General features: G+C 42.2%; 18 protein-coding genes. 8 read left to right on the top strand and 10 right to left on the bottom strand.

Features of this window, described 5'->3' with window-relative positions; all coding sequences use genetic code 11:
- Positions 1 to 387: 387 nt before the first annotated feature.
- From PR833_RS09520 to PR833_RS09505, 4 genes are all read right to left on the bottom strand, one after another.
- Positions 388 to 1533 carry a DUF4056 domain-containing protein gene (locus PR833_RS09520; RefSeq protein WP_004925975.1) on the bottom strand — a complete coding sequence of 382 codons (1146 nt, stop codon included), beginning with the start codon at positions 1531 to 1533 and terminating at the stop codon, positions 388 to 390.
- The gene (locus PR833_RS09515) at positions 1533 to 2684 is read right to left on the bottom strand and encodes a BamA/TamA family outer membrane protein (protein WP_104873033.1); all 1152 of its coding nucleotides are present in this window, start codon (positions 2682 to 2684) and stop codon (positions 1533 to 1535) included. The genes PR833_RS09520 and PR833_RS09515 overlap by 1 nt, the downstream gene beginning before the upstream one ends.
- Positions 2684 to 3685 carry a hypothetical protein gene (locus tag PR833_RS09510; protein WP_014656912.1) on the bottom strand — a complete coding sequence of 334 codons (1002 nt, stop codon included), beginning with the start codon at positions 3683 to 3685 and terminating at the stop codon, positions 2684 to 2686. Before PR833_RS09510 ends, PR833_RS09515 begins: the two co-directional genes overlap by 1 nt.
- Before the next feature lie 216 nt (positions 3686 to 3901).
- Complete coding sequence (locus PR833_RS09505) at positions 3902 to 4084, bottom strand: hypothetical protein (RefSeq protein ID WP_004925981.1); 183 nt, start codon at positions 4082 to 4084, stop codon at positions 3902 to 3904.
- Between the two features lie 236 nt (positions 4085 to 4320).
- On the opposite strand from PR833_RS09505, the gene PR833_RS09500 reads away from it, so the two are divergent.
- Positions 4321 to 5781 (top strand): DUF4026 domain-containing protein, encoded by a 1461-nt coding sequence (locus PR833_RS09500; protein WP_272526056.1) that lies wholly within the window; start codon positions 4321 to 4323, stop codon positions 5779 to 5781.
- A gap of 81 nt (positions 5782 to 5862) precedes the next feature.
- Positions 5863 to 6318, top strand: a complete 456-nt coding sequence (locus PR833_RS09495) for a regulatory protein RecX (RefSeq protein WP_272526055.1) — start codon at positions 5863 to 5865, stop codon at positions 6316 to 6318.
- A 20-nt stretch (positions 6319 to 6338) separates the two neighbouring features.
- On the opposite strand, the gene PR833_RS09490 is transcribed toward PR833_RS09495, so the two are convergent.
- Positions 6339 to 6638, bottom strand: coding sequence for a PAAR domain-containing protein (locus tag PR833_RS09490; RefSeq protein ID WP_272526054.1), 300 nt, complete (start codon positions 6636 to 6638; stop codon positions 6339 to 6341).
- 14 nt (positions 6639 to 6652) lie between these two features.
- Positions 6653 to 6799, bottom strand: a complete 147-nt coding sequence (locus PR833_RS09485) for a hypothetical protein (RefSeq protein WP_272526053.1) — start codon at positions 6797 to 6799, stop codon at positions 6653 to 6655.
- A 591-nt stretch (positions 6800 to 7390) separates the two neighbouring features.
- Between PR833_RS09485 and dcuC the strand changes: the two genes are divergently transcribed.
- The 4 genes from dcuC to arnT all read left to right on the top strand — a co-directional run bounded on the left by dcuC (position 7391) and on the right by arnT (position 14309).
- A complete protein-coding gene (gene dcuC / locus PR833_RS09480) occupies positions 7391 to 8749 on the top strand; it encodes an anaerobic C4-dicarboxylate transporter DcuC (RefSeq protein WP_004925992.1) in 1359 nt (452 codons plus the stop codon).
- 298 nt (positions 8750 to 9047) lie between these two features.
- On the top strand, positions 9048 to 10295 hold the full coding sequence (locus PR833_RS09475; RefSeq protein ID WP_004925994.1) for an aromatic amino acid transport family protein: 1248 nt from the start codon (positions 9048 to 9050) through the stop codon (positions 10293 to 10295).
- A gap of 609 nt (positions 10296 to 10904) precedes the next feature.
- A complete protein-coding gene (locus PR833_RS09470) occupies positions 10905 to 12179 on the top strand; it encodes a bifunctional O-acetylhomoserine aminocarboxypropyltransferase/cysteine synthase (protein ID WP_004925996.1) in 1275 nt (424 codons plus the stop codon).
- Positions 12180 to 12659: 480 nt separating this feature from the next.
- Positions 12660 to 14309, top strand: a complete 1650-nt coding sequence (gene arnT / locus PR833_RS09465) for a lipid IV(A) 4-amino-4-deoxy-L-arabinosyltransferase (protein ID WP_004925999.1) — start codon at positions 12660 to 12662, stop codon at positions 14307 to 14309.
- A 56-nt stretch (positions 14310 to 14365) separates the two neighbouring features.
- On the opposite strand, the gene PR833_RS09460 is transcribed toward arnT, so the two are convergent.
- Genes PR833_RS09460 through PR833_RS09445 form a run of 4 tightly spaced genes read right to left on the bottom strand, consistent with a single transcriptional unit; the run spans position 14366 to position 19204 of the window.
- Positions 14366 to 14542 carry a hypothetical protein gene (locus PR833_RS09460; RefSeq protein WP_004926002.1) on the bottom strand — a complete coding sequence of 59 codons (177 nt, stop codon included), beginning with the start codon at positions 14540 to 14542 and terminating at the stop codon, positions 14366 to 14368.
- Entirely contained in the window at positions 14539 to 17643 is a 3105-nt protein-coding gene (locus PR833_RS09455) for a MexW/MexI family multidrug efflux RND transporter permease subunit (protein ID WP_004926005.1), read from the bottom strand. The genes PR833_RS09460 and PR833_RS09455 overlap by 4 nt, the downstream gene beginning before the upstream one ends.
- Positions 17644 to 17653: 10 nt before the next feature.
- Complete coding sequence (locus PR833_RS09450; protein ID WP_141173204.1) at positions 17654 to 18763, bottom strand: efflux RND transporter periplasmic adaptor subunit; 1110 nt, start codon at positions 18761 to 18763, stop codon at positions 17654 to 17656.
- A gap of 12 nt (positions 18764 to 18775) precedes the next feature.
- Positions 18776 to 19204 carry a DoxX family protein gene (locus tag PR833_RS09445; RefSeq protein WP_061064654.1) on the bottom strand — a complete coding sequence of 143 codons (429 nt, stop codon included), beginning with the start codon at positions 19202 to 19204 and terminating at the stop codon, positions 18776 to 18778.
- Positions 19205 to 19363: 159 nt separating this feature from the next.
- Here PR833_RS09445 and soxR point away from each other — a divergent pair, with 159 nt between their 5' ends.
- The gene (soxR, locus tag PR833_RS09440; RefSeq protein ID WP_004926014.1) at positions 19364 to 19861 is read left to right on the top strand and encodes a redox-sensitive transcriptional activator SoxR; all 498 of its coding nucleotides are present in this window, start codon (positions 19364 to 19366) and stop codon (positions 19859 to 19861) included.
- A 555-nt stretch (positions 19862 to 20416) separates the two neighbouring features.
- The gene (locus tag PR833_RS09435; protein ID WP_004926020.1) at positions 20417 to 22063 is read left to right on the top strand and encodes a Na+/H+ antiporter; all 1647 of its coding nucleotides are present in this window, start codon (positions 20417 to 20419) and stop codon (positions 22061 to 22063) included.
- Positions 22064 to 22101 lie beyond the last annotated feature (38 nt).

Below are 22101 nucleotides of genomic sequence, written 5' to 3'. Positions count from 1 at the left end.
TTACTGCATTTTCACATTGTGATTTATTTTTTGTTTAACTTATCCTTGTTTAATAATGTTTTTATATTTATTGTGTTAATATTACACTTAAAACTAATAAATATTACTGATGTATTGATGCAAAAAACAAGTTAACTTAACTCAAATATGGGTAAATAACACACAGTTCACCTCGTTATTATAAGGTTATTTTGCTTGTTTATTAAGCGATCGATAGCCTGTTTTTTATACAAAATTGGTAATTTGCGTTTTTATCAAAGGGTGATGATATTAATATGAGCAGTTTCCGGGTGAAAAAATGAGCTAAAAAATGCGGAGGAGGGGGTGAAAAATCGGTGGAAATTTAGCCTAAGTGAGCAATCTCCACCTATTTTTGTTTAGGTTGTTTTAAAACGACAATCGCTGCTGCTGTTGATCCTGTTTTTGCGCTTTGGTGGATAAGGCTGGAAAATCAGCGACGGTCCAATAGGTTTGCGGAATAGGCAATTGGGCCATCTTTTTTGTCGGTAATAACCTAAGTTGCGCAAGCTGGTGTAAAACATAGCCTCGATACTCGTTAGGCAAACTTAAACGTAAGTGCTCAGTGGGTATCATTTGCAAAGGTATTAAAGGATAACGATTATCTGAGGTATCGTAGTCACGGGTTAACACAAGGAATTTTTCAGGAACTCGTTGGTAGCTATTCCACCATAAGCCATCGACACGGTCGAACATCTTCCGAGTTTGTGATTTACTATTCGCACCTAGCTGCTCCAATGCGATAGGCAGGGTGTTTTCCAGAGATTGAGAGAACATCGGCAATGATTGCGCTCTCCCCTGTAAAATTAATGTCATGGCTAAACGGGCGCCAAGTAGGTTGGAATAGAGGTCTTCTGGTGAAAAAGCTGAGATCCCCTCGGAAAAGCCGGGAACAGATTGGTAACCATACCATTGGGCAATTTCATGCCAAGCTGCTAGCTGGAATGCCAATTTTGCTGCTAAATAAGCGCTAAGTGTATAACGCTCCTGAGCGGAAGTCGGGGGCGCAAATGAGTGGAAGACGATTTGTCGGCTAGCCAGTTCATCACTTAATTTGAGCGTCCAGCCTTCCCCCAGTTTTGGGTAAATTTGACTAAACAAAAAGAGGGTATAGTCAGCCGTGTCCCTGACATGGGAAATATCGATAAACCCGCCTTTCTCGCTATATAACAGGCCAACTTTTTCCTTACTCACGCCCATTAAAGCGGCGGTGGCCCCGAAAAAGCTATCATTGTAATGATGTTCACCTAACTTATCGGCTTCGACGATATTATCGATCGTATAGAAAGGAACTGGGATACCCCAAAGTTGTGCGTGCAGATCATAGCCAAAAGCGCAACAGGCTCTTAGGCCTTGAGGCGGTGCTAGAGGGGATAATACTGGCCATGTCTGAGTCGCTGATTCGTGAGTATCACTACTCAGCTCAGGAAGAACGCTGGGTTGCTTGTAGGGGGTAGTGTTTTGGCATGCTGCTAATAATAAAGTGAATATAAGCATGATTAATCGCTGTAACATTAAAAAGCTTCCCCTACTTGAAAATAAAAACCAGTGCTATTGCGACCAACCCCAAAATCGAGCCGTACATTCATACGTGGTTTGAATTCAAAACGATAACCGACACCCGTGGTAGGCAACCAATGACCTTCACCTAATTCAGCCGTTTTATCGCTCATCGTGCCTGTACCTACCCAGCCGACGATACCATGACGCCAATCGAGTTTATGCCGTAACTCTAATTGTGTCGTAAAAATATTATTATCGCGATAGCGACCTTCATAGTAGCCTCGCATACGATTGGCGTTACCTAATAATGACAGCTGATCCCATGGTACTTCACCCGTGGTAAATCGTGCATAGTTATCGAGTGCTATGACTGTGTTTTCAGTGAGCTCGTGGTAATAGGCGTATTGTAATTGGGTACTTTGAAAACGTGTATCGCTGCCAAAACTCGGCGAAAAATAAGTGTAGACCGCTTCGAAAGCCTGCCCGTGATGCGCATTTGGCAAAAAGTCGCGTGTATCATAACTAAAGTAGGCACTCATGCCTGAATTAATAACAGACTGCCCGCCAATTGATTGTTGAAAATAATGTTTAGCACCATCATCAGGGTCGTTAGCATTAATAGAAGAAAAGTTCCAGCCGAGCCCAATATAAGTAGCGTCGGTGAGACGATAGAGTGCACGAGGCGTAATTTCAAATTCTTGAGAGTGATATTTTTCTTTATTATGGTCATTCTTACCGGCGGCGTAACCTTTCCCCCAATAGTAGGTTGGAATATTGTTTAACGTACCAGAAACAAATAACCGCCATTGGTCATGGTCAATAAAGTTATAGTTGGTAAAGTTAACGCCAAATGCGCCTGTAGAAGAGGCAAAGCCACTTAAACCTATTGAAGACGGTTGAGTCTCTTTATCATTTTTATCAATGCGGTATAACCCCACTAATGCAGTACCTATACCAATCCCCATTTCGGGGGTGTAGAAAGGGCCGGGCAATAACCCCCAATCAATGGTTTTACTCTCATCGAAATGGTTTGTACCACCAAGATCATTTAACCAGCCATCAATTTTTTGCCGATCAGGTAGCAGTTCCGCTTGCGTGGGGAGGGCAATAAAAAGGCTGAGCAGTGTCAGCCTTAATAAAGAAGAGTGTTGTTGCTGCAGCATTAAAAACGAAACTCACCTGAGATATAAAAACTATTGCGGTTATTAAAGCCAACTTCGGTCAGAACATTAAAATTGCGAGTCAGTTCAACGCGTGCGCCGACAATGTTATTCCATTTATGGGCAAGATGTTGTTTAACATCGAATTTTGTGTCACCGGGTGCAAATATCATCCATTTGCTTAAATCAGGAGGTAGATCAAGCTTACTGATATCCCCTTTAAAACGTTGGGTAATATCTTGGTACATAGCACCAGTCCAAACTTGAATTTTTGTATTTCCTTGACCGCTAATCAGAGGATCAAAAATAAACTCATAACCCACACGTGGGGTAATAACTAAGGCTGAGATATCGCCGTCTAAAATATCTAGATTTGTTCTAGTATAGTTAGCATCTAAGGTTGTAAAGAATTGGTTGTACCCGCCAGCAAAAGTGACACCACCGCCGTATGTTTTCCCTTCATACTCTAATTCGAAAGGTAAATTCTTCCCGATAGGGATAATCCAATCTGTGCCCCAAGGTAATTTCATTCGGGCTTCTACGTTATTTAGATTTGTTTTTGATGTTCCTTTTGTTTTTCCATAGAGCCCATACACATTCATAAAAGGGAACACCCAAGCATCAAGCTTTAAGACATGTGACTCATTTTTACTACGTGTATGCCCAGTTTCGATATGGAGTAATTTCTCTAAGTCCATATTTGAATTAGAAATAAAACCGATTTTATCCACGACAACATCTTGACGCAGGTTCATATAGCCGTAGCTCACACCAAAAGGCTCTGGGATATCGTAACCGCGGGCGCGTGCTTCATCGCCCCAAATTGGTAATACACGAGATTCGCTTGAGGATGAGCGCGTAATACCACCTTCGCTGTTATTTTGTGGAACGCCAGACTCACTCATGGTGATTGAAAAAAGTGGGCGATCACTATCAGCAAAGCTGACAGGAATAGAAAAACAACAAGAGAGTAGCAACGCTTTGCTAAGTTGAATGCGTGTCATAAATAGGCTCAACATTGAAATAAACAAGGGAAAACAAGTCTATAAAAGACGAGTGATAAGTTTAGCATAATAGGGGAATTAATAGATGGCGTTAAATGCTGTGTTTGAAGAAAACTTGAGCTTGGTCAATTACTTTTTATAGTCTATTAGATTGAGAAGGAAGTGTTCACAAACAATAAAAGAAGCGGGGAGCTTCTTTTATTGACGATCGTCTGATTATTTCTGTTTGTTTTGATGAAAATGCACACGCTCATGGAAGTAGGCTTTTAAATGATCTTCCATTTGGTGTACTTTTTGCTCTAATGCATTGATCAAAACATCATCATTGTTCATATCAAAAACACGCTCCATCGCGAGCTGATCAACGTACTGTTTTTGCTCTTTGGTGAGTTCTGCCATATCTAAAGCCCATATTTAAATGTCATAAAAGAGAGTATCCAAGAGGATAGTTGAATTAAGGTTATTGTGCCTGAGTGACTTCGGATTGAAAAGTAGAATAAGTTGTTGTCGAATAATGACTATTTCTAAATATACAGATAATCATTTTAATATGAATTCGTTAAGATTATTCACAATATAAAACGATAGACTAAGCTGCTATCCTTTGCCGAGTAAATAAATTATAGGCTTATATAATGAATAATAAACAACAATACCTCGATATTGCCGCCGGTAAAGGTGAAAAAGAAGCATCTATGATGGTGGCAATCCCTGCCTCTGAATTAACGTTATCTCTCTTAGAGCTACGTTTAGAAGAGCAAGACTATTTTACTGAAGGTGAAATTGATTATTTACCTGAAAGTGAAAGTGATTTTTTCTTTTCATGTAAACGCGGAGAAGAAGAACTGCGTTTTTATGTCTCATTAGTGGATAGTGATCCTGAGTACGTCATTAATCCCTATTTTTCAACCGATCCAATTAGCCCGGAATTGTATGCAGAGGCAAGCGCTGCACCGCAAGCGGTGATTGTTGAGTGTCTATTTCGAGACCAGCCATTGGTTAGCTATCTACAGCAACTAAAACTTATTCAAATATTAGTCCCTGATTTATTGTTGGGGCTTGATTTATCGGCGGCAGGGAAAGTCTTTACTCGTGAATGGTTAAATTTCCAACTTATCGATGACTTAATGCCAAGTATCGATTCTTTATATGTTGTTCACGCTATTTATGATCATGACGAAAGTGAAGAGCAAGAGAACGAGGAGCGTGGCCCAACCATGTATTGGTTCCACACGCATGGCCTTGCACGTTGTGGCTTATCCGAAGCGGAAATCATTATTCCACATCCGATTGCTTCTTATTACGGTATTCCAGAGCTATTTTGGAGCTTTGTTAATAACAGCATTACACATGGCAAAATTGAGTTTAATGAACCAATTTTTATCGGACAAACAGAAAGTGGTTATGAGTATTTAGTGGCGCTACCGTTTGAAGAAGGCTTAAAACATGTTGGGCAATCAACGCCAATTGATAATTTGAAACCACTCGAAGAGATGAATTATGAATTTGGCGATGCTGATTCCAACCGTTTTATGGGGGATTGGCAGGATCGTGATGAGTCTCATCAACATCCGTCTGTGATGCTCTTTAGAGTGACACAAGAAGAACCAGTTTTAGAAAGCTTTTTTAAAGGTTTTGAAGATCAAAACGCCATGATGTTTATGCGTACCGACGAAGAAACGGCGGATATGTCTCGTAAGGCTAAATTGCGTTGGGAATACTTCACCCATATGCTGGATAACTATGGTCCGAAACCTGTAGTACAGAAAAAAGGCTTCTTTTCTAAGCTACTTGGAAAATCAGACACCGAAGAAGAGAGCGAATGGCGTTTCTTGGTGAAATGTGGCATCGGTTATCGTGACGAGGAAGATGACTACGATGGCCATGAGCATATGTGGTTTGAACCCGTTTCATGGAACGGTGATCAGTTTGAGGGGCGCTTGATCAATCATCCTTTCTATGTGAAGACGATGCAGGAAGGGGAAGTATATCCTTTGGCTCGTGATGATATCACCGACTGGACCATCTATTACCAAGACGGTAATTATACTCCGGATACCATTTATAAATTACTGTCTGGGTCTCAAGTGCATTAAATCTCTGCTTAGCTGCACTCGGATAATTTAGCGTATAGAATGGGTACTTTGAGTACCCATTTTTATTACAGAGTGTCGTATATGAATGAAACTGAATTATATCAATATGCGTTATTTATGCTGTCTCGCCGTGATTACGGAACGGCGGAGTTATCAGCACGCATGAAACGGCGTATGTATGAAAAAAATGACGGTATTATTGACGACCCGTTGATTGAGCGGGTAATTGAACGTTTAGGTGAACAGCATTTCCTGAATGATACTCGCGTCATAGAGCTACAGTTACGTAGTTATATTCGTAAAGGTTATGGACCATTACGGATCAAGCAGGAATTACGCCAAAAAGGTTTTACTGCGACTTTAATTGAACAGCAGTTTGAGCAGCTTGATGTGGATTGGTTTGAGCTTGCGACGGATGTGCGTTGTAAAAAATTCGGCGATGAAATTCCTCGCGACTTTAAAGAAAAAAGCAAGCAAGTCCGTTATTTACAGTATCGAGGTTTTTCAGGTGATATGATTTTTGAACAGTTTCTATAACCCATCATTTAATTTTTTAATCACATGCCTACGCGTACACGACCCCTCAAAACAACTAGATTGGTGCGGCTAATCGGTTTTCTCCAATTCCAGATAAGTGCTATTTGCAATACGACGTGAATAGTTTTTACCCTAGGAGGCATTATTACGGCCTTGATAGTGCCTGTTTTTTTACACGCCGAACAAAAAACTTTCATACCCTCTGTTGCGATATCGATATCTTTCTGACTAGCAACATCGCTTCCTTCTAATACAGTACCGTCCGTTGATGTGGTATCTCCTTTTTGAATCACTTTACGGTTATCAATGGTGCAGCGCATTTTCTTCTTTGTGCCTAATCACTTCGTTTTCCTTGACGTACTAAGTGCCAAATGGTTGTGCCTAGATCATTTTTACCCACATCAAAAGCAAAATCCCCTTGCTCAAAATAGGCCTCTAATGGAGATCCTGTTTCATTGTGGTAATACTGTCCACTTCCCATTAATTAAGACACCCTAAACTAGCGTTTTCTAACTGTTGACTGATTGCCCTGTATTGCATGGCTAACTGACTGTCCTGTGTCGCGAATTCCCCGACACGCTGAGATAACGCGCTCTTACGCTTATCGTCCATGGTGCAGTTGGTCAATTCGATATTGTGGCTCTGCGTCTGATATCTTTTGGCTGACCGTTTTCACTCGGTCAGGTTCTGATACTCGCTCACGCTCCAATACGTGAGAAACAGACTGATCCCTGCCAATATCAACACCAGTACGTCCCCTTTAAACTCAAATTTTTCCCTCCAGTTTATCCATCGCGATCAGGAAATAGCTGTCTACGGTGAAGCAAATTCTGTGCTGTTTGATGAGGTACAAACGGCGCTGCACGTGGCGTATCGAGATAATGGTTTCTCCGCTCGGCAGTGGGCTAGTCTTTCTTTTTCCATCCTTATAAAATTATTTACCATTTAATGTATTGCTAATGTGTTTATTTGTCATAATTATCTGATATTGACATGATCCGCGTCAGTAAATCCCGTTCATATCTTGGGCAAAGTACCATCAAATAAAAAATGAAACAGGCAGGGGAAGTATATGATTGAGTTGTTAATTGGCGTCATCGTCGCGATAGGCGTTGGGCGCTATATTATCAAAGGCTATTCAGCAACGGGTGTGTTGATGACAGGCGGTATTTTACTCCTGATCATTACCGTGCTTATGGGGAAAAGTATTTTACCAGAAGCAGTAAAACCTACGGGATGGCGTGCGACCGACATTATTGAGTATATAAAATACTTATTGATGGATCGTGGTGGCAACTTAGGGATGATGATCATGGTGTTGTGTGGGTTTGCCTCTTATATGACCCACATTGGCGCAAATGATGTTGTTGTCAAAATTGCGTCAAAACCATTAAAGATGATCAACTCACCTTATATGTTGATGGTTGCCGCTTATATTGTCGCTTGTTTAATGTCATTGGCCGTTTCTTCGGCGACGGGGCTAGGGGTATTATTAATGGCGACCTTGTTCCCTGTCATGGTAAATGTGGGGATTAGTCGTGGCGCCGCAGCCGCTATCTGTGCTTCACCAGCGGCCATTATTTTAGCGCCAACTTCTGGCGATGTGATTTTAGCGGCAGAAGCTGCCGAAATGCCGCTCATTGATTTTGCTTTTAAAACGACGTTACCTATTTCAATTATTGCGATCGTAGCCATGTCTATCGCTCACTTCTTCTGGCAGCGTTTCCTCGATAAAAAAGAGCAGGTCAACACAGAAATGTTGGATGTGAGTGAAATTAAAACTCATGCTCCGACTTTTTATGCCATCTTACCGTTCACCCCGATTATTGGTGTGCTGATCTTTGATGGTAAGTGGGCGCCTGAATTACACATCATCACAATTATTGTTGCTTGTATTATTTTGGCAGCAGTTATTGAATTTTTACGTAGTTTCAATGCCAAACAGGTCTATTCGGGGTTAGATGCCTGTTATAAAGGTATGGCTGATGCATTTGCCAGTGTGGTGATGCTGTTGGTGGCCGCTGGGGTCTTTGCACAAGGCTTAAGTAGTGTTGGCTTTATCAAGGGGCTAATTGGTTTAGCGCAATCCTTCGGCTCTGGTGCAATAGTGATGATGATTGTACTGGTCATTATCACCATGTTAGCGGCGATGACAACAGGCTCAGGGAACGCGCCTTTCTATGCCTTTGTTGAACTTATTCCTCATTTAGCAAAACAGATGGGAGTGAATCCAGCCTATTTAGTGATCCCTATGTTGCAGGCTTCTAACCTAGGACGAACATTATCACCCGTTTCTGGCGTTGTCGTCGCGGTATCCGGTATGGCAAAAATATCACCATTTGAAGTGGTCAAAAGAACCTCCGTTCCTGTATTAGTGGGCCTTTTGGTGGTGATTATTGCAACGGAAATTTTGGTTCCAGTATATCGCTGATCACTTTTTAGTGTTGTGATTGGAAAAGCGGCTGAAGCGATCTTTTTTCAGCCGCTTTTTTATTTGAAGGCGGATAGTTAATCACGCTAGTAATCGAAAATTTGTTAATTTTTAGTGTGTTTCTTTAAATAAAATAAGGTTTTTTATTTTTTATTCTCCCCCATTTTTCCCTATTAAGCGCCTTTTTTGAGATCTGCACCAAAAAGACAAACAAAAGCCGGAAAATAAGCTAGGTACTCAATAGTAATTGATGCAAAATCCGCACATCTTTTTTATATGAACAATTAATGATAATGCTATGAAGACGACAGACAAACCAGTTAACAAATGGACTTATAAAGATTTTACATGGGTCTTATCTTTATTCGGCACCGCGGTTGGTGCGGGGGTGTTATTTCTACCGATTAAAGCAGGAAGTGGCGGTTTTTGGCCGCTGGTAATACTTGCATTGATTGCGACGCCAATGATTTGGTTAGCACATAAAGGATTGGCTCGTTTTGTTTTATCCGCGAAAAATCCCAATTCAGATATTACGGATACGGTAGAAGAGCATTTTGGTAAAACGGGGGCGAACATTATCACGTTTGCCTACTTTTTCGCTATTTACCCAATCGTTCTGATTTACGGTGTGGGTATCACTAACACGGTTGACTCCTTTTTAGTTCACCAGTTACACATGGAGCAGATGCCACGTTGGCTACTGTCTGGGATATTAATTGGTGCGATGACGGCGGGTGTGTTGTTTGGGCGTGACTTGATGTTACGCCTGACTTCCGTGATGGTTTATCCTTTAGTTTTCATTTTGTTAGCTTTGTCCATCTACTTTATCCCTAGATGGAATACCTCTATGCTAGAAGTGAGCCCCGATTGGGCCGCAATGCCAGTCGTTATCTGGATGGCGATCCCGCTTATCGTGTTCTCATTCAACCATAGCCCGATTATCAGCCAGTTTACAAAAGATCAGCGTCAGCAATTCGGTGATAATGCGGTCATTAAAACGGATATGATCACAGGCGGCGCAGCATTGATGCTCACTGGATTTGTGATGTTTTTTGTTTTTTCGGTGGTCTTGTCATTAAGTCCTGCTGAGCTTAAAACCGCAAATGACAAAAACATTAGTGTGTTATCTCATATGGCGAATATTGACTCATCGTCGATTATCTCTTACCTCGGGCCGATTGTTTCTTTTACCGCTATCGTATCAAGTTACTTTGGACACTTCTTAGGGGCACATGAAGGCTTAGTTGGGTTAATTAAATCTCGTACTTCTTTCTCAGTGAGAAAAATTCAAACGGTATCCATGCTGTTTATTGTTCTCACAACATGGATTGTCGCTATCAAAAACCCAAATATTATCTATATGATTGAGACGCTGGGTGCGCCAATGATAGCTGCTATTTTGTTTATTCTGCCAGTCGTTGCGATGCGTATTGTGCCGGCGATGAAAAAATTCAGCACATCAATTGTTGCGCAGATCTTCACCATTATTTGTGGTTTAGCGGCTATCACTTCCGTCCTTTATGGTCTATTGCAACAATTACTCTAACAACTCCCCTCCTGTATGAGGGGGCTCACCCTAATAGGTACATAACGCTCTGATATTTAGGCCCGTAAACGGGCCTTCAGATAGAGGAGCGTTCACTACGCAAAGATGCGTCTCGTATTCTTACTCACCATATCGACAGCGATCCCTCTACATCAAAATGCGCTATAGCGATATTTAAATTGCCAAAGCGTTCACTTTTCTTTCAGATATTCTGTCGAATGTGTGCCTTCTGCATTTCGGTGAAAAATAATAGGATATTCACACTTCCATCTAGTAAACGCTAAGCTTTTCGCGTTCTCCATTAGGGGGCCTTTTTGATTTCTTTTTTAATCTTTGTGATCGCTAGGTCGCGGCTGTTTTAACAAATTAAAAGAGGCTTTTTATATTTTAAAGTTATGATTAAGCACTTAATAAATCACGAATGACACGGCGTTACTCCTTCGCCCTTGTTAATCAATAGGATATTCAGCTATGTGAAATAATTTCACATTGAGATGGGTTGTCTGCTTAATACAATTAGATAATATCTATTGATATAACAGATACGTAGTAAATACAGATATGCTATATCAGGTCATATTGTTTACTGCGGCATAATAAGGATAACAAATGAAATTAGAAACATTATCGATTCATGCCGGCTACTCACCCGATCCAACCACCAAAGCGGTTGCTGTTCCTATCTATCAAACAACGTCTTACGCTTTTGATGATACACAACATGGCGCAGATCTGTTTGACTTGAAAGTCGCAGGAAATATTTATACCCGTATTATGAACCCTACCAATGATGTTTTAGAGCAACGCGTTGCCGCCTTAGAAGGCGGGATTGCTGGGCTGGCTGTAGCATCTGGGATGGCGGCAATTACGTATGCTATCCAAACTATCGCACAAGCGGGCGATAATATTGTTTCGGTTGCCAAATTGTACGGTGGTACTTATAACTTAATGGCGCATGCACTACCTCGTTTTGGTATCGAAACGCGTTTTGCAGAACATGATGATTTAGCCGCTTTGGAAGCTCTGATTGATGATAAAACCAAAGCCGTATTTTGCGAATCTATCACTAACCCTGCTGGGTTTATTGTCGATATTGCGGCATTAGCGGAAGTGGCTCATCGCCATGGTGTGCCTCTAATTGTGGATAACACGGTGGCAACGCCTTATTTATGCCGTCCATTTGAACATGGTGCTGATATTGTCGTGCATTCCTTGACTAAATATATTGGCGGTCATGGCACTTCTATTGGCGGAATGGTCGTAGACTCAGGTAAGTTCCCTTGGACTGAGCATGCAGATCGTTTTTCGTTATTGATTGAGCCAGATATTGCATACCATGGAGTTAGCTATACTGAGCATTTTGGTGCGGCAGCTTTTATTGCTCGCTGCCGCGTAGCACCATTACGCGGAACGGGTGCCGCGCTTTCTCCATTTAATGCCTTTTTGATTTTACAAGGGCTAGAAACGTTGGCTTTACGTATGGAGCGCCATACAGAGAATGCGTTGAAAGTCGCACAGTTTTTGGAAAAACACCCTCAAGTGGCTTGGGTGAAATACGCGGGGCTGCCTAGCCACCCTGAGCATGCGTTGGCGCAAAAATATATGAATGGCAAGCCTGCCAGTATTATGTCGTTCGGTATTAAAGGTGGGCAGGACGCTGGGGCGCGTTTTATTGATGCTTTAAAATTAATCGTCAGGCTGGTCAATATTGGTGATGCTAAATCATTGGCGTGCCATCCGGCTTCAACGACCCACCGCCAGCTTAACGATGCTGAATTAGCGAAAGCGGGTGTTTCACGTGACATGATCCGCCTTTCTATTGGTATTGAACATATTGATGATATTTTGGCGGATCTTGAACAAGCGCTGCATGCTGCGCAATAAAGCCATCTACTGAATCAAGCTACTTAATATGTGCGATTATTGATAATACAATATTTATCGATAATCGCTTTTTTGTATCGCTTTATTTTATTTAAGTCTATTACTCCATTGATGGGTATTTGTCATCGTTAATTGATGTTATCGAATTAAGAGAGTAATTAAACGAATGATTATGTCTTAAATATTTTATGGAATAATGTTTTAACGTTGAACTATTTTAAACCACTCCAGTCTTACATTACCGAAAAGCTTGAAATGTGCGTTAACACTTTATTTTATATTCATTTATTGATTGTTTAAGAACGGCAAATTAATTTTTTATTTGTTTATATGAGGTTTACTCACACTGATGATAATAGTGTGATTAACCTGATTAAAGCTAAATAATAGCCCGATGTTATGTCACTTTAAGGTGAACAATAATATTCAGGTTTATATCTAATTATTATTAAACATTTATCGAAAGAATGGTTGAGAAACATGATTATGGCAAATAATAAGGTTGCCTACCTTAAGTGGTGCCTGCTATTTGGGTTTGTATTACTCACTTATTTTATTCCTCTTCCGGGGCGGCTTCTTTGGCAACCTGATGAGTTACGTTATGCTGAAATAAGTCGAGAATTGATTCTAAGTTATAACTGGAGCGTACCTGAACTTCTCAATATTCGTTATTTTGAAAAGCCCATTTTTGGGTATTGGGTAAACGCATTTTTTCAAATGCTGTTTGGTGAGAACAACGTTTCCGTTAGGCTTGGTGTTGTTTTTAGTACCTTAATCAGTGCATTGTTTGTTTATCTCAGTGCAAAAAGGGCATGGCAAAAAGCCGATCTTGCATTTAATGCCACACTGATTTACCTCTCAATGCTCATGATACTCGCGATGGGAACATACAATATCCTTGACCCGATATTGACCGCGTTTATCACAATGGCGATTTTCTTTTATCAGTGGGGGCTAACAACACAGGTTTTTTCACAAAAGCTAACCGCCTTTATCTTATTAGGTATCGCAGGTGGATTAGGGCTGATGACAAAAGGCTTTTTGGTTTTAGTCATCCCAGGCTTAGTGATTTTTTTAACGTCAATTTACTATAAACAGTTTAAGGAAGTTTTCTGCTTTGCCTTTGTGGCTTTGTGCAGCATGTTTATTGTCTGCTTGCCTTGGGCCATCATGATTGCTAGTCGCGAGCCAGATTATTGGCGTTATTTCTTTTGGGTGGAACATGTGCAGCGCTTTATGTCAGAGAACGCCCAAAACCGTTCACCTTTCTGGTTTTATATTCCAATAATGCTTGCAGCAGTATTACCTTGGCTGGGCTATTTTTTTGCTTCACTGATAAACAGTGTTCGCCAAAAAGGGCTACATCTCTATTTCTTGCTGTGGTTCTTAGTTCCTTTCATCTTTTTTAGTATTACGAAAGGGAAGCTACTGACCTATATTTTGCCTTGTATTGCCCCCGTTGCGATCTTAATGGCCGCGTATATTGATAAGATACAGCAACAACAACAGACTGGCGCTATCCGCCTGAATGCCATTATCAATATTTGTATTGGCTTATTTACGGCAGCGGCAATCTTCTTTTTACCTTACTTTGGGCAACTCGATATTTATGCGGCAGATGAAGATAATAAGCGGTTACTTGCAGCAAGCGCATTTTTATTTTGGGGTGTGATTGGCATCATTTCATATCGCAGACGTTTTTGGGCGTGGGCAGCGGCATGTACTTTGGTATTGAGCCTCAGTGTGGGGTATGTGATCCCAAATCATATCGCCAGCAATAATACGCCACAAAAGCTCATCGAAAAATATCGCCCTCAGCTATCGAATAAAACCTATTTATTGACGAATAATGTGGGGTTAGGTACGGCACTCGCATGGGTTTTAAAGCGTAGTGATATTACGATGCTCCACCAAAGTGGTGAACTGAGTTATGGGTTGAAATACCCAGATGCAGCAAACCGCTTCTATCGGTTAGATCAGTTACCTACCTTGTTAGAGCAACATAATTATCAGGATGTTGCGGTCGTTGTTGAAGGCACGCAAGATAGGATATTAAATTCGTTACCGGGGAAACCGATTATTATTCGAGAGGGGAATTTAGTTTTAGTCCTCTATGAGGGCCGAAAATAATCGCATGCTCAACAAAAAAGCCGCATAGTGACTATGCGGCTGATTATGTATTTAGGCTATCTCGTGGCCTTATAGAAGGTTGGTACCTCTTTTTCATGCGAGGATTTAGCTTCGCTACTTGTTAGCCCATGATAAATCATTAGCATAGCAAAGCTATTGTTCATCGTACTCATTTCGTTGCCACTGATACCTCGACTATTTTTCGAATGACGATTCGTTATGCTGTGGTTCATGACGCTTTCTCCTCATCTTCTTTTAGCAGGCGGTTCGCTTCGGCAAGCTCATAACGCCTTGGTGTTAATGCGGTTGCACTGTGATTACGTGCAAGCAATGAGTAAATGGTTGGTAAAACGAACAGTGTGAACAGGGTTCCAACTAACATACCTGTGACAATCACTAAGCCCAGACCGAAACGGCTGTTTGCGCCCGCACCTGTCGCAAATAACAGGGGAACTAAGCCAATCACCATCGCGGCAGTTGTCATCAAAATGGGGCGTAAACGAATTTGAGCGGCTTTCAAAATAGCTTGGCGCTTGTCGAGGCCCTCGTGAGCTTGTAATTCGTTAGCAAACTCCACCATCAAAATACCGTGTTTACTGATGAGGCCAATGAGCGTCACCAAGCCAATCTGGGTATAAATATTGAGGGTGGCATATCCCAAGGCGAGAGGAATTAATGCCCCACAAATTGACAACGGTACGGTGATTAAAATAATCAGTGGGTCGACTAAGCTTTCATACTGTGCAGCAAGAACCAGATAAATGATGATGAGCGCCGCCATAAACGCAAAGGCGAGGGTATTGCCTTCTTGCTTATATTGGCGCGAATCAGATTGCCAGTCATGGCTGAAACCTGCGGGTAGTGCACTAGCAATACTCTCTAAGTAAGAAACGGCTTGTCCTAATGTGACGCCCGGTGCAGGGATAGCTTGGAAAATCGCCGCATTTTGCTGATTGAACTGAGTTAACTTGTTCGGTTCAATTTGCGTATTGATCTCAACAACTGTTGATAGCGGGATCATTGTGCCATCTTGTGCTTTGACATAGTGACGAGCAAGCGCATCGGGTGTTAATCGTTGGCTGCGTACACTTTGAGGGATCACATCATATGAACGTCCGTCCATACCAAAGCGGTTAATATAGTTTTCACCAACCAATAATGTGAGTGATTCACCGATATCTTGCATGCTGATACCAAGACTATTGGCTTTGGAGCGGTTAATTTTGACTTCAACCACAGGGTTGTTGTAGTCAAGATCACTGTCTACGACCATAAACAATCCACTTTCGCGAGCTTGTTGCTTGATCTCTTCCATGGTTTTATACAAAACGGGGTAACCTTGTGGGCTACGCAGCACCATTTGTACTGGCAAACCGCCTGTAGAGCCAGGTAGAGCCGGTAACTGGAAGACAAAGATACTGTTACCTTCAACGTCACCTACTTTAGCTTGTAAGTCTGATTGAATGGCAGAAGCAGGGCGATCTCGTTTCTCCCATGAGGTGAGGTTAGTTCCCCCAAAGCTTGATGAGATACCGTCTGTGCCATTGATGATCCAAGTACTTTCCGTCTCAGGCAATTCCATCATCACATCATGCAGTTTATGAGAAAAGCGCTCTACATACTCTAAGTTAGCGTGTTGGGGTGACTTAATTGCTGTCAATACGGCAGACTGGTCCTCAACCGGCGCGAGTTCACGGGGGGCTGATTGGTACAGGAGAGGTAAGCTGATGAAGACAAATACCGCGATAATGCCGGTGATCCAACGATGCCTCAGTGAGAAATTCAGCCCTTTGGTATAGTAATGAGCGAGGAAAGCGAAGAACTTTTCCGCCATATGTGCCATGCGGCCTTCATTCTGTTTTGAGTTCAACATAAACGAACTCATCACAGGTGATAAAGTTAAGGCCACAATACCTGAAACAATCACGGAGCCTGCGAGCGTCAAGGCAAACTCTTTAAACAACGCCCCTGTTAGACCAGACATCAAGCCAATTGGTGCATACACCGCTGCTAATGTGATGGTCATGGCAATCACAGGCCCTGCCACTTCACGAGCGCCTATCAGTGCAGCGAGAACTGGCGATTTACCTTCCTCAATATGACGATGGACGTTTTCCACGACAACAATGGCATCATCCACCACCAATCCGATGGCAAGCACCATGGCAAGTAACGTTAATAGGTTGATACTAAAGCCAAACGCCATCATTAGTGCGGCGGCCCCTAACATTGACAATGGGATCGCCAATATAGGAATAATAACGCTGCGAATAGAGCCTAAGCATAAATAAATAACAGCAATAACAATCAATAATGCTTCCACCAACGTATGGAATACCTGATCGATTGAGGCTTTGATAAAGCGAGAAGTTTCAAATGCCATCTCTACTTTAACGTTCGGTGGTAACGTTTTAATGATATCAGGCATCAATTTATTCATACCATCGACAATCACCAACGGGTTCCCGGTTGGGGTTGCAAATAGGCCTAAATAAATTGCAGGCTCTCCATTCATCAAACCACTGGTTTCAGTGGCTGCGGCACCTAGCTCTATAGTACCAACATCACGTAAACGAACTAACCCATTACCATCGTTGCGTATGACTAAGTCTTGGAATTCAGAGACGTTAGTCAGATCTGTATTCACATAGACGTTAGAAATCACATACTCGCCTTTCACTTTACCGGGCGCCGCTTGGTAGTTATTTTGGCGAACCGCTTGCGCAACATCAGCGGCAGATAATCCTCGACCCGCAAGTTTATCGGCATCTAACCATAAACGCATGGCTAACTGTTGACCACCAAACACTTGTACTTTTGCTACACCTTCGATGGAGGAGTACATCGGCTCAACAACCCGAGATAAATAGTCCGTCAGTGCCGGAATAGAAAGGGTTGTACTGGAAAAACCGATATATGCAACAGCGGTAGATTCACCGGAAGACAGCTCTATAACTGGGTCATAAGCTTCTTTTGGAAGCTTGTAGCGAACCTGATTAACTTTCGCCATGACTTGTGCAAGTGCTTGCGTTGAATCACGGTTAAGCTCCATTCGTACGGTCACTAAGCTACTGCCCTGTACAGAGGAAGAGGACAAGTAATCGACCCCTTCGACAGAAGAGACAGCTTGCGCAATAGGCTGAGTCACAAAGCCCTGCATCAACTTAGCGGATGCGCCGGGGTATTGTGTAGTGATAGTAATGGTAGAACTTTCCAATTGTGGATACTGGCGAATAGGCAATTTACTTAATGCAAACAACCCTATCAATACAATCAATGAACTCACAACCAGCGCCAAAACGGGTCGGCGCACAAAAACATCAGTAAATTTCATTGCGCCTTCCTTATGAATCCTGAGCGGTCTTAACCGGTGATTCTGCTAATGTATCTTGTGCGACAGGGGTGATGGCGGAGCCATTGTTAAGACGTAATTGCCCTGAGGTGATCACTTTGTCACCCAATTTTAGCCCTTGCTCAATTTCGATTTTGCCATCCCAGCGTTGGCCTGTTTTCACAGAGACTTGTTTTGCCGTCATTTTTTCGCCGCTGCCTTCAGCGATGAAAACTGTGTCACCATAGGCCGTATAAGTCACTGCCGTTTCAGGTATTGTTAGTACCTCACTGTTTGCTTGGCGTACGACATTCACATTGGCATACATACCCGCCTTTAACTCACCGTCACTATTTTCAAGCGTGGCTTGTAATTGGATGGTACGCGATTTACCCACTAATGGGTCGATGGCACTGATACGTGCAGGGAAGGTTTTATCTGGATAAGCATCGACATGAATATCAACAATTTGGCCAACATGTAACTCTGGCGCAGCTTGCTCATCAAGGGAAAAATTAAGTTTTAATGTTTTGGTATCGACGAGGCTTGCAATGGCTTCGCCGGGGCTGAGGTATTGACCCTCGTGAACCTGACGAATACCGATAGTGCCGTCAAATGGAGCACGGATCGCCTTTTGTGCAATCAACGCTTGTGTTTGCCGGATCAAACCTTGCGCGATATCACGTTCCGCACGAGTGCTATCGACCTGTGCTTCTGCAACGAGATGTTTAGCAGCCAAGGTACGGGTTCTGTCGTACAAACGTGCCGCATTGCGCAACTGAGCCTGATAGCGAGCTAAGTCAGCTTGTTCAACTGCATCGTTGAGTTGAACCAGAAGCTGGCCTTTTTTCACTTGTTGACCCGATTCAAAATTGATTTTGGTAATGCGGCCACTGGTTTCCGCCGCAACAAAGACTTGGCTGCCAGCCTCTAATTCACCGACACCATAAAAAGTGCGTGGTGCATTGTCTTGAGTCACTGGTGCTAATGCGACTTTCACCGGTGGATATTGGTAAGCCGCCTGTTCGTCTTTTCCGTCTTGGGCGTAGGAGGTGTAAATCGCTGCGCCACCACCAGCAACAATCAGCAGTGAGCACAGCGTGACAATTGTTTTTTTATTCATTATAAATACCTACTATTTCTGTGCCTTAACAGCGAAATAAAGATCACGGAAATGACCTGCGATGGCGACAGCCATTAATCCCCCAATGACAGAGGTGTGCTCAATAGCCCAAAACATCGCGAGTTTGGCTTCTTCACCGGTATAGCTCCAAAAAGTATGAATAATCACGATGGTCAGGAATAAAAATACGGCGAGTGCGCCAGTTCCAAGCCAAAGTAGGCGGTTAAAGAGTACTAATAGCGAGCCTACTAGCAGCACAAATGCAGAGGCGATGTTGAAGAACCAGTCTGGATGTAAACCTGCTGCGCGCATTTCTGCTAGGCTATTTTCATAGTCAAAAACCTTTGCTAAGCCAGATGAAATAAACAGAATTAATATCAGCAAGCGAGCGATAATCCATAATGTGTTACTTTCTAAAATTTTGGCAATTACCGATGGCATAGCCTATCCCCTTTAAAATCAAGTTAGCCTGCATGTCACAAAATAAGCGCTGTCACCACCTCATGCAGAAAATAGAATGGAATAATCTGAATTGACAAATTCAGTGACTAGAACTATAAAACCTTAAGTTAAGTTGAGGTCAAGAGCAGGTAGTCAAAAATGGCTGAGAAAAACACGAAAACGACAAAAAGGCGTGGAGACGGTGAGCATAAGATTGATTTCACAAGGGCATTGACTGTCGGAGAGGTTGCTAAACGCTCTGGCGTTCCCGTTTCTACCGTGCATTTTTACGAGTCAAAAGGATTGATCCAAAGTACGAGAACACAAGGTAACCAACGACGTTTTCCGTCGGTGGTATTACGTTATATTGCGATTATCAAAGTGGCACAGAGCACAGGGATACCTTTAAAAGAGATCCAAGATGCGTTAGGTAAGTTTCCGGCCAACAGTAAACTGACTTCAGAGCAGTGGAAAGAGATGTCGACGGAGTGGAAAACCTCGTTGGATAGGCGGATCCGGCAACTGACTCGCTTACGTAATGAGTTAGACCATTGTATTGGTTGTGGCTGTTTATCTCTGAGTGAATGTCCACTGCGTAACCCTGATGATATTTTAGGGCGTAAAGGGCCGGGGGCTCGAATTTTAGAACGTCCATAACAAGTGGCGTGATGACTGGTGAAGTGAAATGTTATCGACTTGACCAGTCAACCCGCTTTGCGGGTCAGGGAAAGAGTCACTGAAAAATAGCACATTGAAAGATGAAAGCAGTAATAGGCAATTTAAATGATTTTAACTTTTTATGTGTTTGTTGATTTTTGAACAATAAAGTAATAGTGAGTATGGCAATGATGATTGTGACAACTTTTATTGTCAGTACCCTTTTATATGACTTAAATATAGCCTTAGGCGATTACGACAGATGTATGTGAACACAAGATGGTATAAGAAAAATAGCAAAACAGATAAAACCAACGAGTTATTGATAATTTATCACGAATAATCGTTATAACTATTTAATTATCATCATAATAGGATTTTATTAAGCTCGGCTCGATAAAGTTTGTAATATTCTGTAACAGAATGATTGTACTGATAGTTTTCTGAAAATTCTGTTTTTTTATTTTCTAGTAAATAGATACTTTACATTGATTCAATTTATCTATTTACTTCACTACTGATAACTTCTGCTTAGCTTAATACTGGAGCAAATCCATGTCAGTTGTGACCCTTGTGTTAGTTTTTTTATTGGCCGTTATTGTGAGCGTATTTGTCTCTCGGCTACTTAAGGATATTATTCCTTTACCTATTATTCAGATAGCGCTAGGTGCAGCGTTGTCAGCTTTTGGTTTTGTGGTTGAATTTGAACCGCATCTCTTCTTGTTTTTGTTTATTCCTCCATTACTGTTCTTGGATGGCTGGCGTATTCCTAAGGAAGCGTTATTCCAAGAGATTAAGCCAATTATGTCATTGGCGATAGGTCTTGTGGTGGTGACAGTGGTTGGGATGGGCTTCTTTATTCATTGGTTGATCCCTGCAATTTCATTAGCCGTTGCTTTTGCGCTGGCGGCAATTTTGTCACCAACCGACCCCGTGTCTGTTTCTGCAATGACAGTCAATTCGCCACTCCCTTCACGTATGGCACATATTCTTGAAGGTGAATCTCTGCTCAATGATGCGACAGGCTTGGTGTGTTTTAAATTCGCTGTAGCGGCAGCATTAACAGGTACCTTCTCTTTAACATCCGCAACAGGAGAATTTGCCCTTGTCGCGTTTGGCGGGATCTTAATTGGTTTATTAGTGGCTTGGGTTATTGGCTGGTTAAACCAATTTTTGGTGAAACGTACCGGTGAAGAGCCGGCAATCCAAATCATGATCAGCTTATTGATGCCATTTAGTGCTTACTTATTGGCTGAACATCTTCATGTCTCTGGGATCCTAGCCGCAGTGGTTGCGGGTATCGCTATGCACTATGAAAAAATTGCAGGGCGCATGCAGGCGGCAACTCGTATGCAAAGTAAAGCGGTATGGGATACGGTGCAAACGGCACTTAATGGGATGATCTTTATCTTATTAGGGGAACAATTACCAGGTATGTGGAATAACATGCCGCAAGTCGCGGAAGCGGCGGGAGCAAGCCACCCTTGGATGCTATTTGTGTATGTGATTGTTATCACCGTCGCATTAGCGATTTTACGCTTTGCTTGGGTTTGGATCTCAATGACCTTAACCGTATTTAACAACCGTCGTCGTGGTAAAGAAGCGGATGTTTTACACATTCGCATGATGGCGGTAATGGCAACGGCGGGGGTTCGTGGTGCGATTACTTTGGCGGGTATCCTAACATTACCACTGCTGATGCCGGATAATAGCCTATTCCCAAATCGTGATGTGGCTATCTTCTTGGCAATGGGGGTGATTTTGTGTTCATTGTTAATCGCTAGCGTTGCATTGCCTATTTTGACGAAAGGGTTGGTACAGGATTTACCGTATGATAATGATGAGATCCGTGCTCGTATGGCTCTCAATGAGGCTGCAATGGCACATTTACGTGAATTGATGAACCATCCTTCAGAAGATGTTGATGAAATTGCAATGCGCACCGAAGTAGGCTCTCAATTATTGGAAATCTATGGCAGACGCTTAGATAATACTGATGAAACTGAGTCTGATGTCTATGACCTACACAAAATGATTGATATGGAACGAGAAATGTCTCGCTCAGCTTTACAAGCGAAACGCGATGCCTTGTATCTCATGCGTAAAGGTAAGAATATCAGTGAGCGCGTATATCATCGCTTACGTGATGAATTAGATCTTAAAGAAGAAACGCTCAATCATCATAAAAGCAAAAAACACTAATTAAAATAGCGGCTAGAGTTTCGATTCTAGCCGTTTTT

Origin of the sequence: Providencia sp. PROV189 (genome assembly GCF_028480065.1) — a bacterium.
In the GTDB taxonomy this organism is placed as follows: domain Bacteria; phylum Pseudomonadota; class Gammaproteobacteria; order Enterobacterales; family Enterobacteriaceae; genus Providencia; species Providencia stuartii.
Note: the sequence above shows the minus strand (reverse complement) of the source record. Positions and strands in the feature narration are given on the sequence as shown.

What these genes read in the sequence shown, in the direction of transcription:
- PR833_RS09435 (WP_004926020.1), top strand. Translation starts at nt 20,417, where the DNA reads ATGTCAGTTGTGACCCTTGTGTTAGTTTTTTTATTGGCCGTTATTGTG.
- PR833_RS09470 (WP_004925996.1), top strand. Translation starts at nt 10,905, where the DNA reads ATGAAATTAGAAACATTATCGATTCATGCCGGCTACTCACCCGATCCA.
- PR833_RS09450 (WP_141173204.1), bottom strand. Translation starts at nt 18,763, where the DNA reads ATGAATAAAAAAACAATTGTCACGCTGTGCTCACTGCTGATTGTTGCT.
- PR833_RS09445 (WP_061064654.1), bottom strand. Translation starts at nt 19,204, where the DNA reads ATGCCATCGGTAATTGCCAAAATTTTAGAAAGTAACACATTATGGATT.
- dcuC (WP_004925992.1), top strand. Translation starts at nt 7,391, where the DNA reads ATGATTGAGTTGTTAATTGGCGTCATCGTCGCGATAGGCGTTGGGCGC.
- soxR (WP_004926014.1), top strand. Translation starts at nt 19,364, where the DNA reads ATGGCTGAGAAAAACACGAAAACGACAAAAAGGCGTGGAGACGGTGAG.
- PR833_RS09495 (WP_272526055.1), top strand. Translation starts at nt 5,863, where the DNA reads ATGAATGAAACTGAATTATATCAATATGCGTTATTTATGCTGTCTCGC.
- PR833_RS09520 (WP_004925975.1), bottom strand. Translation starts at nt 1,533, where the DNA reads ATGTTACAGCGATTAATCATGCTTATATTCACTTTATTATTAGCAGCA.
- PR833_RS09475 (WP_004925994.1), top strand. Translation starts at nt 9,048, where the DNA reads ATGAAGACGACAGACAAACCAGTTAACAAATGGACTTATAAAGATTTT.
- PR833_RS09500 (WP_272526056.1), top strand. Translation starts at nt 4,321, where the DNA reads ATGAATAATAAACAACAATACCTCGATATTGCCGCCGGTAAAGGTGAA.
- PR833_RS09485 (WP_272526053.1), bottom strand. Translation starts at nt 6,799, where the DNA reads ATGGGAAGTGGACAGTATTACCACAATGAAACAGGATCTCCATTAGAG.
- arnT (WP_004925999.1), top strand. Translation starts at nt 12,660, where the DNA reads ATGATTATGGCAAATAATAAGGTTGCCTACCTTAAGTGGTGCCTGCTA.
- PR833_RS09515 (WP_104873033.1), bottom strand. Translation starts at nt 2,684, where the DNA reads ATGCTGCAGCAACAACACTCTTCTTTATTAAGGCTGACACTGCTCAGC.
- PR833_RS09505 (WP_004925981.1), bottom strand. Translation starts at nt 4,084, where the DNA reads ATGGCAGAACTCACCAAAGAGCAAAAACAGTACGTTGATCAGCTCGCG.
- PR833_RS09460 (WP_004926002.1), bottom strand. Translation starts at nt 14,542, where the DNA reads ATGAACCACAGCATAACGAATCGTCATTCGAAAAATAGTCGAGGTATC.
- PR833_RS09455 (WP_004926005.1), bottom strand. Translation starts at nt 17,643, where the DNA reads ATGAAATTTACTGATGTTTTTGTGCGCCGACCCGTTTTGGCGCTGGTT.
- PR833_RS09510 (WP_014656912.1), bottom strand. Translation starts at nt 3,685, where the DNA reads ATGACACGCATTCAACTTAGCAAAGCGTTGCTACTCTCTTGTTGTTTT.
- PR833_RS09490 (WP_272526054.1), bottom strand. Translation starts at nt 6,638, where the DNA reads ATGCGCTGCACCATTGATAACCGTAAAGTGATTCAAAAAGGAGATACC.